Raw genomic sequence first — 13,475 nt, 5'->3', positions numbered from 1 at the left:
AACGCTTCCTTAAAGTTTGGCTTCAACAGGTTTGCTGTCGTGATATTCATTCAGTTCGCGGTAGTTGATACGGCGTTTTTCAAGGTCAGCCTGAATGCGCTGCATCAGTTCACGGTCAACTTTCAGCAGACGCACTACGCCTGCGGTAATCAGGTAGCCGACGCCAGGGATAATGGTAAACAGCATCACGATTCCGTTAATTGAGTCGGCGCTTTGTTGTTTTGCACCCGCATCGTAACCGTACCAGGAAAGCAGGAAACCAACCATCGCACCAGCAATTGCTAACCCCAGTTTCAGGAAGAATAAGTTACCAGAGAAGCTGATACCGGTGATGCGTTTACCGGTTTTCCACTCGCCGTAGTCATCAACGTCAGCCATTAATGACCAGTGCAGCGGTGACGGAATCTGGTGCAGAATGTTGAGCAGGAAGTACATCACTACAATAAGCGTGGTGGCGTGCGGGTCGAGGAAGTAAAAACCACAGGAGAAAATCGCCAGTACGATGTTGGTCCAGAAGAACACTTTCAGTTTGCAAATGCGGTCGGTCAGCACTTTCGCCAGCATACTGCCGCCCATCATGCCTACCACGCCCAGGCTGATGAACAACGTTGCGAAGCTGGTACTTTGCCCCATTACCCAGGTGACGTAGTACATGGTGGCTGCCATGCGGATAAATCCAGGACAGACGTTGCACAGGGTCAGCAGAAGAATGCACACCCACTGGTCGTTTTTCCACACATCTTTCAGGTCAGCCTTCAGATCGTCGTTGCTTGGTACAGCCGGGCGCACACGTTCTCTAACGGTGGTGAAGCAGAACAGGAACATACACATTCCCAGTACCGCCAACACACCCATCGCCATTTGGTAACCTTTGGCTTTGTCGCCGCCACCAAACCAGTCAACCATCGGTAGCAGTGAAAGTGACAGGATAAGCGTGGCAATCCCGACCATCACAAAGCGATATGCCTGGCAGGCCACGCGTTCTTTCGGGTCGTTGGTGATAACGCTTCCGAGTGAGCAATAAGGAATGTTGATGGCGGTATAGGTTAAAGACAGCAGGAAGTAAGTGACGAAGGCATAGATAACTTTGCTGCTATAAGCCCAGTCTGGTGTGGTAAACATCAGGTAGCTGAAGAAGGCGAATGGCGCAGCCATCCATAAAATCCATGGACGAAAACGCCCCCAGCGGCTCTGCGTTCTGTCAGCAATTGCGCCCATAATGGGGTCGGTGACGGCATCAATAACGCGGATAGAAAGCAGCATCACGCCGACGAGTGCCGGAGCCAGGCCAAAGATGTCAGTGTAAAAATAGTTAACAAACAACATTATGGCGCCAAAGATAATGTTGCACCCGGCGTCGCCCATTCCGTAGCCAATCTTTTCTTTAATCGATAATTTGCTGCTTTCCATTGGAAATGCTCCTGACCAGTATATGGACAAGAGTATTGAACTATTGGTGAATAATTGCGTGTCAGTAATTCAGCGCAGTGATGGACAATACTGTCATTGTAAAGGAAGTGTGAAGTAGATAACAAAGCGCCCCGGCAAGCGTTGGCTCACCGGGGCGCTTTATTCAAAGAAGAAAGTCTTAAGCTTTAACGCTCTTCAGGTTCTTCTGTTTGATGAAGTAACCGATACCAAGAATCACCACCCACACAGGAATCAACCATACGGAGATCGCCATGCCTGGCGTCATCGCCATGATAACCAGCACCGCCGCCATAAACAGCAGACAGATGTAGTTACCTAATGGATAGAACAGGGCAGGGAAACGGGTTTTCATCCCTTCTTTATCCTTCGCACGACGGAACTTGATGTGTGCAAGGCTGATCATCGCCCAGTTGATTACCAGTGCAGAAACCACCAGAGCCATCAGCAGGCCGAATGCTTCTGCTGGAGCCAAATAGTTAATCAGGACACACAGTGCGGTGAACAGTGCGGAGACCAGAATGGTATTCACCGGCACGCCACGTTTATCCACTTTCTGGAATGCTTTTGGCGCGTTGCCTTGCTGCGCCAGGCCGAACAGCATACGGCTGTTGCAGTAAACACAGCTGTTATAAACAGACAGTGCGGCGGTCAGAACCACGATGTTAAGCGCGTTGGCAACAAAGGTGTCACCCAATTCGTGGAAGATAAGCACGAACGGGCTGGTATCAGCAGTAACGCGAGTCCACGGCATCAGAGACAACAAAACTGCCAGTGAGCCCACATAGAAAATCAGAATACGGTAGATAACCTGGTTGGTCGCTTTCGGAATACTAACGTGTGGGTTATCCGCTTCTGCAGCCGTAATACCGACCAGCTCGAGCCCACCGAAGGAGAACATGATAATTGCCATCATCATCACCAGACCAGTGAAGCCGTGTGGCAAGAATCCGCCTTGTTCCCAAAGGTTGCGCACTGTTGCTTGTGGGCCTGCATTGTCGCTGAACAGCAACCAGCCACCAAACAGAATCATCGCGACGACAGCGATGACTTTAATGATAGCGAACCAAAATTCCATTTCACCGAACACTTTCACGTTGGTGAGGTTAATGGCATTGATAACCACAAAGAACACCGCAGCAGATGCCCAGGTTGGGATCTCCGGGTACCAGAACTGAATGTATTTACCGACGGCAGTCAGTTCTGCCATGGCGACCAGCACGTACAGCACCCAGTAGTTCCAGCCAGACGCAAAACCGGCAAAACCACCCCAGTATTTGTAAGCAAAGTGGCTAAATGAACCTGCTACAGGCTCTTCAACCACCATCTCACCCAACTGGCGCATGATCAGAAAGGCAATAAAGCCTGCGATCGCGTAACCAAGAATAATCCCCGGCCCGGCGGATTGAATGACGGATGCACTGCCCAGAAACAGGCCTGTCCCAATAGCTCCGCCCAGCGCGATGAGCTGGATATGGCGGTTTTTAAGGCCGCGTTTAAGCGTGTCGCCTTGTTCCATTGTTAACCCTCGTGTCTTTTCTTATTTATGTACTCGTAGCGGCACATGTAAGTTTGTAATTCCGTAATGTGTAGTGTTTGTTTTACGGTTTTTAATTCCAGTATTTTGCGCATTAGACTACCGCAGCGCAAAGAATAGTGGTAAGTGCCAGCATTTGCACCTGCTTTCTATTATTGCCGTGACGAGTTGAATAAAAAGAAACCAGTTGTCATATCGCTCACATTTTCCACTTCGTCAATTATTCATCCAGGTTAAGCGATGTCAGTGAATTAATATTCATATTTTAAACTGATGAATCGCTTCAATTTGCAAGAAAAAGCACTTTTTACTGTTTCGTAAACGTTAAATACGTCTGGGTGTGAGTAAATGTGACATTTGTGCAAAGTTACAGTTATGAAACGTCATTTCTGTAATGTTGTTAAAATGTGCCGGGTTTAATGATTTCAATCAAAACCAATATGGACAGAAGGTGAATACTTTGTTACTTTAGCGTCAAGAATGTGAAATTGGTCATACCAATTGACTTTGCCCCGAATGATTTAAAGTTTGAAGGGCATAAGCGCTAATGGCAGAGACAGGGAATACATGGCCTACAGCAAAATCCGCCAACCAAAATTATCCGATGTGATTGAGCAGCAGTTGGAGTTTCTCATCCTCGAGGGAACCTTGCGTCCCGGCGAAAAACTCCCACCAGAGCGCGAATTGGCAAAACAGTTCGACGTTTCTCGTCCTTCACTGCGCGAGGCTATTCAACGCCTTGAAGCGAAAGGGCTCCTGCTACGTCGTCAGGGCGGTGGTACTTTTGTCCAAAACAGTCTTTGGCAAAGTTTAAGCGACCCACTGGTCGAACTGCTGTCTGACCATCCCGAATCCCAGTTTGATCTGCTCGAAACCCGCCACGCACTTGAAGGTATTGCTGCGTATTACGCTGCCTTACGTGGTACGGACGAAGATCTCAAACGTATTGGCGATTGCCATTTAGCCATTCAAAAAGCGCAAGAGTCCGGCGATCTGGATGCAGAATCCGATGCGGTTATGCAGTATCAAATCGCTGTAACCGAAGCCGCCCACAATGTGGTGCTACTACACTTGTTGCGCTGTATGTCACCGATGCTCGAACAAAACGTTCGTCAGAATTTTGAATTGCTCTATGCGCGCCGTGAAATGCTGGCGCAAGTGAGCAGCCATCGCGCCAGTATTTTTGCGGCGATTATGGCTCGCCAGCCGGAGCAGGCGCGTGAAGCGTCGCACCGTCACCTGGCATTTATCGAAGAAATATTGCTGGATCGCAACCGCGAACAGAGCCGTCGAGAACGTTCTCTGCGGCGCTTGCAGCAACGTAAGGAATAAGAGTCTTCTACCCTTCATCCTTCACGCTGCTGGGGTGTTGGCTACAGGAGTTCACCCGAATCACTTACTTGAGTAAGCTCATCGGGATTCACTCCTTTGCCGCCTACCAGCAACCTGAATGTTAAAGGGTAAAATATAAGCGCCAATTTTTAGAGCGCGGCAACTAAACGCAGAACCTGTCTTATTGTGCTTTGTGTTGTCCAAATAGTTCGGGGTGTATCGCGGCGGCAAGCGCGCGAATCCCCAGGAGCATAGCCTAACTATGTGACTGGGGTGAGGAAGTGCTGCCAACAAAGAGACAACCCGAAATATGAAGGGCAAAAAGCACAATGGGACAGGTTCCAGATAATCAACGTATTAGACACAGATAAGGAATACCACCCATGTCAGAACGTTTCCCAAATGACGTGGATCCGATCGAAACTCGCGACTGGCAACAGGCGATCGAATCGGTCATCCGTGAAGAAGGTGTTGAGCGCGCACAGTACCTGATCGATCAGTTACTGAGCGAAGCCCGTAAAGGCGGAGTAAAAGTTGCAGAAGGTTCTGCTGCCCGTCAGTACGTAAACTCCATCGCCGTTGAAGATGAACCGGAATACCCGGGGAATCTGGAGCTGGAACGCCGTATTCGTTCTGCTATCCGTTGGAACGCCATCATGACCGTCCTGCGTGCGTCTAAAAAAGACCTCGATCTGGGCGGCCATATGTCTTCTTTCCAGTCCTCTGCAACCGTGTATGACGTGTGTTTCAACCACTTCTTCCGCGCACGCAATGCGAAAGATGGCGGCGATCTGGTGTACTTCCAGGGCCACATCTCCCCAGGCGTCTATGCACGTGCTTTCCTTGAAGGCCGTCTGACTGAAGACCAGATGAACAATTTCCGTCAGGAAGTTCACGGTAATGGTCTGTCCTCTTATCCGCACCCGAAATTGATGCCTGAATTCTGGCAGTTCCCGACCGTATCTATGGGTCTGGGTCCAATCGGTGCTATCTATCAGGCTAAATTCCAGAAATACCTGGAACACCGTGGTCTGAAAGACACTTCCGCACAGCGCGTTTACGCGTTCCTGGGCGATGGTGAAATGGATGAGCCAGAATCCAAAGGTGCGATCACTATCGCAACCCGTGAGAAGCTGGACAACCTGTGCTTCATCATCAACTGTAACCTCCAGCGTCTGGATGGCCCAGTAACCGGTAACGGCAAAATCATTAACGAACTGGAAGGTATCTTCGCGGGTGCTGGCTGGAACGTGATTAAAGTGATTTGGGGCTCTCGTTGGGATGCTCTGCTGCGTAAAGATACCAGCGGTAAACTGCTGCAGCTGATGGGCGAAACCGTTGACGGTGACTACCAGACCTTCAAATCCAAAAACGGCGCTTACGTACGTGAGCACTTCTTCGGTCGTTATCCTGAAACTGCTGCACTGGTTAAAGATATGTCCGACGATGAGATTTGGGCACTGAACCGTGGCGGCCACGATCCTAAGAAAATCTACGCTGCACTGAAAAATGCACAAGAAACCAAAGGCAAAGCAACTGTCATCCTGGCTCATACCGTTAAAGGTTATGGCATGGGTGAAACTGCCGAAGGTAAAAACATCGCTCACCAGGTTAAGAAAATGAACATGGACGGCGTGCGTTATGTTCGCGACCGTTTCAATGTGCCAGTGACCGATGCCGAAATTGAAAAACTGCCATACATCAAGTTCGAAGAAGGCAGCGAAGAGTACAAATATCTGCATGGCCAGCGTGAAAAACTGAACGGCTACCTGCCGACTCGCCTGCCAAAATTCACCGAGAAACTGGAATTGCCAACACTGGCTGACTTCAGCTCTCTGTTAGAAGAGCAGAACAAAGAAATCTCCACCACTATCGCTTTCGTTCGTGCCCTGAACGTAATGCTGAAGAACCCGTCTATCAAAGACCGTCTGGTTCCAATCATTGCTGATGAAGCGCGTACTTTCGGTATGGAAGGTCTGTTCCGTCAGATTGGTATTTACAGCCCGAACGGCCAGCAGTACACCCCGCAGGACCGTGAGCAGGTTGCATACTACAAAGAAGACGAGAAAGGCCAGATCCTGCAAGAAGGTATCAACGAGCTGGGCGCAGGTTCTTCCTGGCTGGCTGCTGCGACTTCTTACAGCACCAACGATCTGCCAATGATCCCGTTCTACATCTACTACTCCATGTTCGGTTTCCAACGTATTGGCGACCTGTGCTGGGCAGCGGGTGACCAACAGGCGCGTGGCTTCCTGGTCGGTGGTACTTCTGGTCGTACGACGCTGAACGGTGAAGGTCTGCAGCACGAAGATGGCCACAGCCATATTCAGTCTCTGACTATCCCTAACTGTATCTCTTATGATCCATCTTACGCTTACGAAGTTGCAGTCATCATGCATGACGGCCTGGTGCGTATGTACGGTGAAGCGCAAGAGAACATTTACTACTACATCACTACGCTGAACGAAAACTACCACATGCCAGCCATGCCAGAAGGCGCGGAAGAAGGCATCCGTAAAGGTATCTACAAACTGGAAACAGTTGAAGGTAGCAAAGGTAAAGTTCAGCTGATGGGCTCGGGTTCCATCCTGCGTCACGTACGTGAAGCGGCACAGATCCTGGCTAAAGATTACGGCGTTGGCTCTGATGTATTCAGCGTAACTTCCTTCACTGAACTGGCTCGTGATGGCCAGGATTGTGAGCGCTGGAACATGCTGCACCCAACTGCTGAACCACGTGTACCGTACGTTGCTCAGGTAATGAGCGATGCACCAGCAGTGGCATCTACTGACTATATGAAACTGTTCGCTGAGCAGATCCGTAACTTCATCCCGGCAAGCGATTACCGCGTACTGGGTACTGATGGCTTCGGTCGCTCAGACAGCCGCGAAAACCTGCGTCACCACTTCGAAGTGGACGCATCTTATGTGGTTGTTGCAGCACTTGGCGAACTGGCTAAACGTGGCGAAATCGATAAGAAAGTGGTGGCTGACGCTATCACCAAATTCAACATCGATGCAGATAAAGTCAACCCGCGTCTGGCATAAGAGGTAAAGAATAAAATGGCTATCGAAATCAAGGTACCGGACATCGGTGCAGACGAAGTTGAAGTTACCGAAATCATGGTGAAAGTGGGCGACAAGGTTGAAGTTGACCAGTCCATCATCTCCGTGGAAGGTGACAAGGCTTCAATGGAAGTCCCTTCTCCGCAAGCAGGCGTGGTCAAAGAGATCAAAGTTGCGGTGGGTGACAAAGTTGAAACCGGCAAACTGGTTATGATTTTCGAATCCGCCGAAGGTGCAGCGCCAGCTGCACCAGCTCCGGCTGAAGAGAAGAAAGAAGCAGCGCCAGCAGCCGCTCCGGCAGCAGCTGCAGCTAAAGAAGTGAACGTGCCAGACATCGGCGGTGACGAAGTAGAAGTTACCGAGATCATGGTTAAAGTGGGCGACAAAGTAGAAGCAGAGCAATCTCTTATCACCGTTGAAGGTGACAAAGCTTCTATGGAAGTCCCGGCACCGTTCGCAGGCGTTGTCAAAGAAATCAAAATCAACACTGGCGACAAAGTGTCTACCGGTTCTCTGATTATGGTCTTCGAAGTAGCGGGTGCTGCACCTGCTGCCACAGAAACCAAAGCTGAAGCGGCTCCGGCAGCAGCACCAGCGGCATCTGGCTCGAAAGAAGTGAACGTGCCAGACATCGGCGGTGACGAAGTTGAAGTGACTGAAGTGATGGTTAAAGTGGGCGATAAAGTTGCCGCTGAACAATCACTGATCACCGTAGAAGGCGACAAAGCCTCTATGGAAGTCCCGGCTCCGTTCGCAGGCGTAGTCAAAGAAATCAAAATCAAAACTGGCGACAAAGTGTCTACTGGTTCTCTGATTATGGTCTTTGAAGTGGAAGGCGCTGCACCAGCTCCTGCCGCTAAGCAAGAAGCAGCTGCTCCGGCTCCTGCGGCTCAGAAACCGGCTGCTGCACCAGCTCAGGCTTCCGGCAAAACTGAATTCGCTGAAAACGACGCATACATTCACGCCACCCCACTGATTCGCCGTCTGGCGCGTGAGTTTGGTGTGAACCTGGCGAAAGTGAAAGGGACTGGCCGTAAAGGTCGTATCCTGCGCGAAGACGTTCAGGCTTACGTGAAAGACGCGGTTAAGCGTGCTGAAACAGCACCAGCAGCTGCAACTGGCGGCGGTCTGCCAGGCATGCTGCCATGGCCGAAAATTGATTTCAGCAAGTTCGGCGAAATCGAAGAAGTTGAACTGGGCCGTATCCAGAAAATCTCTGGTGCGAACCTGAGCCGTAACTGGGTAATGATCCCGCATGTTACGCACTTCGACAAAACCGACATCACTGACCTTGAAGCGTTCCGCAAACAGCAGAACGATGAAGCGGCCAAGCGCAAGCTGGACGTGAAGTTCACTCCTGTTGTGTTCATCATGAAAGCCGTGGCTGCCGCTCTTGAGCAAATGCCTCGCTTCAACAGCTCCCTGTCCGAAGACGGTCAGAAGCTGACGCTGAAAAAATACATCAACGTCGGTGTTGCGGTTGATACGCCAAACGGCCTGGTTGTTCCAGTCTTCAAAGACGTGAACAAGAAGAGCATCAGCGAGCTGTCTCGCGAACTGATGGCTATCTCTAAGAAAGCTCGCGATGGCAAGCTGACTGCTGGCGAAATGCAGGGCGGTTGCTTCACTATCTCAAGCCTGGGTGGTATCGGGACGACTCACTTCGCGCCAATCGTTAATGCGCCAGAAGTGGCAATCCTCGGTGTCTCCAAGTCCGCTATCGAGCCGGTCTGGAATGGTAAAGAGTTCACGCCGCGTCTGATGATGCCGATGTCTCTTTCCTTCGACCACCGCGTGATTGACGGTGCTGATGGTGCGCGCTTTATCACCATCATCAACAATATGCTGGCCGACATTCGCCGTCTGGTGATGTAAGCCAAAAAGCCGGCCTTGCGGTCGGCTTTTTTCTGGTAATCTCGTGATGCAGTTCGAGATTATCTGATGCAAAGGACAATTCGTTTGCCGTTTGTTGTTTCAAAATTGTTAACAATTTTGTAAACTGCGTGCGGATAGAACGTCCCGGTGGCGATGGGCGTTAAAGACCAGGGACCGCCGGAAATAAATTAAGAGGTCATGATGAGTACTGAAATCAAAACTCAGGTCGTCGTACTTGGGGCAGGCCCGGCAGGTTATTCTGCTGCATTCCGTTGCGCTGATTTAGGTCTGAAGACCGTCATTGTAGAGCGTTACAGCACCCTCGGTGGTGTTTGTCTGAACGTTGGCTGTATCCCTTCTAAAGCCCTGCTGCACGTTGCTAAAGTTATCGAAGAAGCAAAAGCTTTGGCTGAGCACGGCATTGTTTTCGGTGAGCCGAAAACTGACATCGACAAAATTCGTACCTGGAAAGAAAAGGTTATCAACCAGTTGACTGGTGGCCTGTCCGGTATGGCAAAAGGTCGTAAAGTTAAAGTGGTGAATGGCCTGGGTAAATTTACCGGCGCTAACACCCTGGTTGTTGAAGGTGAGAATGGTCCAACAACTATCACTTTTGATAACGCAATTATCGCGGCGGGTTCTCGTCCGATTCAATTGCCATTCATTCCGCATGAAGATCCACGCGTATGGGATTCTACCGACGCACTGGAACTGAAATCCGTACCAAAACGCATGCTGGTTATGGGCGGCGGTATCATCGGTCTGGAAATGGGTACTGTGTACCATGCGCTGGGCTCAGAGATTGACGTGGTTGAAATGTTCGACCAGGTTATCCCTGCTGCCGACAAAGACGTGGTTAAAGTCTTCACCAAGCGTATCAGCAAGCAATTCAACCTGATGCTGGAAACCAAAGTGACTGCGGTTGAAGCCAAAGAAGATGGCATCTACGTCACCATGGAAGGCAAAAAAGCCCCAGCTGAACCACAGCGTTACGATGCGGTTCTGGTGGCAATCGGCCGCGTACCTAACGGTAAGCTGCTGGATGCAGGCGCTGCTGGCGTTGAAGTTGATGAGCGTGGCTTCATCCGCACTGACAAGCAAATGCGCACTAACGTGCCGCACATCTACGCTATCGGCGACATCGTCGGCCAGCCAATGCTTGCGCACAAAGGTGTTCACGAAGGTCACGTTGCCGCTGAAGTTATCGCCGGTATGAAGCATTACTTCGACCCGAAAGTGATTCCTTCAATCGCTTATACCGAACCAGAAGTTGCATGGGTTGGTCTGACCGAGAAAGAAGCGAAAGAAAAAGGCATCAGCTACGAAACCGCCACCTTCCCGTGGGCTGCTTCTGGCCGTGCTATCGCTTCCGATTGCGCAGACGGTATGACCAAACTGATTTTCGACAAAGAAACTCACCGTGTTATCGGTGGTGCGATTGTCGGGACTAACGGCGGCGAGCTGTTGGGCGAAATTGGTTTGGCTATCGAAATGGGTTGTGACGCAGAAGACATCGCGCTCACTATCCACGCGCACCCGACTCTACACGAGTCTGTAGGTCTGGCTGCCGAGATCTTCGAAGGTAGCATTACCGACCTGCCAAACCCGAAAGCGAAGAAAAAGAAGTAAGCGCTTGATGGTAATAAAAAAGCGGCCTTGGCCGCTTTTTTATTGGGTTACTATTGGTCTTCTTCCCAGCTTTTATCCGGGTTGAACTGTTTTATCTCTTTCACTTTTTCAGCCGTTTGCTCACCGAGATCCTTCTGATAAATCACCCCCTGGTTATCGACCATAAAGGTGGTGATACCTGTTTCCCCATACTCCACAGGCCAGGCAATTAACGCAAAGCCAGCTGCCATTTTCCCGTCTGAAATATAGTTTTTCTCACCACCCGCAGCGTCTGCCCCTTGAGCTGTAAGAATTCGGAAGTGATATCCGTGATAGCCCATGCCAGGATGCTCAGGACTGAAACTTGGGCCGAGAGGGCTGGGAGATTCACCCGGTGTGAGTGGCCAGTACAATCCATCCTTCTTACCTTCGCTGCTGACAAATTTCTGGGCATATTGCTGATTGAGCTGATAATAATCTTCCTGTGCCGCGACATAAGCGTCTATCGCCTGAATCGCGGAAAGCTCGTTAAGGCCAATAGTGCGCGTGAGAATTTCATCCGCCGCCTGCTGCATATCGAAGTGCCAGCCCGCATCGGTTTTTACTATCGGGATAGGCAATTGCCAGTTTTCGTGCCCAACATTCAGATGCGCAGTTTCACCTTTCTGCTCAATGTTATGGCTCACTTTCCAGTCACGAACAAAACGAGCCACTGCTTCAGGATCGGCTTTGTCATCGGGAAGATACTGCCGCCAGTTATCACCCAGCACCTTGGTCAGTGCGGCTTCATCCTGACTAATGACAGCGTCGGCAAATGAGGTGGCTGCCAGTTCAGGTGTAGTGAACAACTGCTGTGCCTGAACAAAGGCAGGCAGCATAAGCATTACTAATGCACATAACTTCATACGATTTTTCATGATGCCTCCTTTTAACGGCGATTAACTTCACGATGCCCAGAACTACGTTCTCTGGAAGGGCTCCGTTGCTCACGGTTAGCTGATGAGCGGTTAAGACTTTGCTGGCCACGCTGGTTCTGCGCCTGCCAGGAAGGGGAACGGCTGTCGTTACCGCTTAATGCAGACCTCGTTTGTTGCTGACGTGGCCTGGTATTGGTCGTGGCCCGATTCTGGGTTTCTCGCGTCTGGGTTCTGGCTGCTTCCTGACGACGCTGTGTTTGTTGATTCGTTGAACGGTTGGCCTGAGTCTTCGCGGCGTTACGGCGTGCGTCAGTGTTAGGGCTGTCGTAACCCCGATAATTATTGCGCTGAGCAATTTTGTTCACTTGTTGGGAAGATGCCTGACGCTGAGTGTCGCGGGTAGTGCGCTGTGCTGCTGTGCCTGCGTCTTTCCGTTGAGTCTGCTGCATTTGCGTCCTGGCCGCTTGCCGCTGGGCATCACGGTTGACTGTTGCGGCATTAGGCGTTGCGCTCAGCCCACCTGCAGTATTAGTCCGGTTATATCGTTGAGATACTGCGTTGGATTGATAGCCAACCCCATCCCTGTAGGCTGGGTTATGCTGGAAGCGCACATTGCTGCCCTTGGCCAGTTGCTGCCCGGAAACGCGGTTGTAACGGTCAACGTCAATATTAATGTTGTTGTCCCCATTACGGTTATAGCCACCACCACCACCATGATAACCATCGTAATCGTCATCATCCCAGTCGATGCTGCCAAATAAAGCCGCAGTGGTCACGATACCAAGGCCAAATCCGAGCCCATCAACAAAGTTGTCACCGAACTGATCTTCGGGAGGTGGAAGATAGACAGGCGGATAAGCGGTATTTGGCCAGGTACCGTACGCGGTCGTTGGGTTGTAAGTAGGAACATAAACGACCTCCGGATTAGTGGGTTCGATTTTTATAACCTGAGCCGGAGCTGCGCTGGTAGTGGATGGCTCTTGAACCGTCGTATTTTGGTTTACCGTAACAGGGGTAGTGGTCACCGTTTGTTGCGGAGTGGTTTTCAGAGTACCCGTCTGTTCCGCCATCAAACGCAATTTCTGCACGGAATCCATGACATCTTTAGGTTGTGCGAGGAACGCATCACCCAGATTTTGCACCCATTGCGGATTTTCACCCATCAGCGCTGTTAATTGCGGGAAAGCGACCAGAGATTTTACACTCGGATCCCAGGGTTGATTTGAGACAGCCTGAACGGCGGCATCACCTTGTAGCTTCGGGTTGTCATGGGACCATTGCACCGCCTGAACGACGTTCGCCGGATAGGTTGACGCCATTAGCACTTGCGATAGAAGCGGGTCAGGGAATAGCGCAACAGGCGCAACCCATTGGTCGATTTGGGCAGTAGTAAATGTAGGTGCATTGGTTAGCGGTGCTGTCGCCCCTGCTACGGGTGCTGCGGGTGCCGCCACAGGAGCAGGCGTTGCAGGTTGTGCAACCGGAGCTGGCGGAGATGATGCCGCCTCCGTGGATTGGCTTTTCACAAATAGCATGCCGGATGCCGCTAAAATGACAGCACTCCCTACAAGGGCAAAAATATGAGGCTTGAATGGCAACTTCATTTAACTTCTCCTGGTATTCAGAAGGATACCCGTGAATTAGAGAGCTATGCCGGGAGGCGGCTGTGTCTGGGTGAGTATATGGAGCTGATAGTTTAATTTTTGTCTTAAA

At 50.7% G+C, this 13,475-nt stretch carries 8 protein-coding genes; 4 read left to right on the top strand and 4 right to left on the bottom strand.

The genetic code is table 11. The features are described from left to right. Positions 1–9 precede the first annotated feature (9 nt). Together D8682_RS11420 and aroP are read right to left on the bottom strand one after the other, a co-directional pair. Positions 10–1,410 carry a glycoside-pentoside-hexuronide (GPH):cation symporter gene (locus D8682_RS11420; protein ID WP_121814296.1) on the bottom strand — a complete coding sequence of 467 codons (1,401 nt, stop codon included), beginning with the start codon at positions 1,408–1,410 and terminating at the stop codon, positions 10–12. A 178-nt stretch (positions 1,411–1,588) separates the two neighbouring features. Next, positions 1,589–2,947: an aromatic amino acid transporter AroP gene (gene aroP, locus D8682_RS11415; RefSeq protein WP_064539886.1), complete on the bottom strand. Its 1,359-nt coding sequence runs from the start codon at positions 2,945–2,947 to the stop codon at positions 1,589–1,591. A 585-nt stretch (positions 2,948–3,532) separates the two neighbouring features. Here aroP and pdhR point away from each other — a divergent pair. The 4 genes from pdhR (at position 3,533) to lpdA (ending at position 10,866) form a co-directional block, all read left to right on the top strand. Further along, positions 3,533–4,297, top strand: coding sequence for a pyruvate dehydrogenase complex transcriptional repressor PdhR (pdhR, locus tag D8682_RS11410; RefSeq protein ID WP_064539884.1), 765 nt, complete (start codon positions 3,533–3,535; stop codon positions 4,295–4,297). Between the two features lie 383 nt (positions 4,298–4,680). Beyond that, positions 4,681–7,344 (top strand): pyruvate dehydrogenase (acetyl-transferring), homodimeric type, encoded by a 2,664-nt coding sequence (aceE, locus tag D8682_RS11400; RefSeq protein WP_064539882.1) that lies wholly within the window; start codon positions 4,681–4,683, stop codon positions 7,342–7,344. A gap of 15 nt (positions 7,345–7,359) precedes the next feature. Then, a complete protein-coding gene (gene aceF / locus D8682_RS11395) occupies positions 7,360–9,237 on the top strand; it encodes a pyruvate dehydrogenase complex dihydrolipoyllysine-residue acetyltransferase (RefSeq protein ID WP_064539880.1) in 1,878 nt (625 codons plus the stop codon). A 201-nt stretch (positions 9,238–9,438) separates the two neighbouring features. After that, positions 9,439–10,866, top strand: a complete 1,428-nt coding sequence (gene lpdA / locus D8682_RS11390) for a dihydrolipoyl dehydrogenase (protein WP_162303013.1) — start codon at positions 9,439–9,441, stop codon at positions 10,864–10,866. Positions 10,867–10,916: 50 nt separating this feature from the next. Here the strand turns inward: lpdA and D8682_RS11385 are convergent, their stop codons facing one another. Both D8682_RS11385 and D8682_RS11380 read right to left on the bottom strand, forming a co-directional pair. Beyond that, positions 10,917–11,762: a DUF2950 domain-containing protein gene (locus D8682_RS11385; protein ID WP_121814294.1), complete on the bottom strand. Its 846-nt coding sequence runs from the start codon at positions 11,760–11,762 to the stop codon at positions 10,917–10,919. A gap of 11 nt (positions 11,763–11,773) precedes the next feature. Next, positions 11,774–13,366 (bottom strand): DUF3300 domain-containing protein, encoded by a 1,593-nt coding sequence (locus tag D8682_RS11380; protein WP_121814293.1) that lies wholly within the window; start codon positions 13,364–13,366, stop codon positions 11,774–11,776. Positions 13,367–13,475: the final 109 nt, after the last annotated feature.

This window comes from Buttiauxella sp. 3AFRM03 (assembly GCF_003675305.1).
Taxonomy (GTDB): domain Bacteria; phylum Pseudomonadota; class Gammaproteobacteria; order Enterobacterales; family Enterobacteriaceae; genus Buttiauxella; species Buttiauxella ferragutiae.
The sequence above is the reverse complement of the archived record's forward strand: the minus strand, read 5'-3'. Positions and strand labels throughout refer to the sequence as shown.

Excerpts from the sequence above, each read along its gene's own strand:
- D8682_RS11385 (WP_121814294.1), bottom strand. The coding sequence starts at position 11,762 with ATGAAAAATCGTATGAAGTTATGTGCATTAGTAATGCTTATGCTGCCT.
- aroP (WP_064539886.1), bottom strand. The coding sequence starts at position 2,947 with ATGGAACAAGGCGACACGCTTAAACGCGGCCTTAAAAACCGCCATATC.
- D8682_RS11380 (WP_121814293.1), bottom strand. The coding sequence starts at position 13,366 with ATGAAGTTGCCATTCAAGCCTCATATTTTTGCCCTTGTAGGGAGTGCT.
- aceE (WP_064539882.1), top strand. The coding sequence starts at position 4,681 with ATGTCAGAACGTTTCCCAAATGACGTGGATCCGATCGAAACTCGCGAC.
- D8682_RS11420 (WP_121814296.1), bottom strand. The coding sequence starts at position 1,410 with ATGGAAAGCAGCAAATTATCGATTAAAGAAAAGATTGGCTACGGAATG.
- aceF (WP_064539880.1), top strand. The coding sequence starts at position 7,360 with ATGGCTATCGAAATCAAGGTACCGGACATCGGTGCAGACGAAGTTGAA.
- pdhR (WP_064539884.1), top strand. The coding sequence starts at position 3,533 with ATGGCCTACAGCAAAATCCGCCAACCAAAATTATCCGATGTGATTGAG.
- lpdA (WP_162303013.1), top strand. The coding sequence starts at position 9,439 with ATGAGTACTGAAATCAAAACTCAGGTCGTCGTACTTGGGGCAGGCCCG.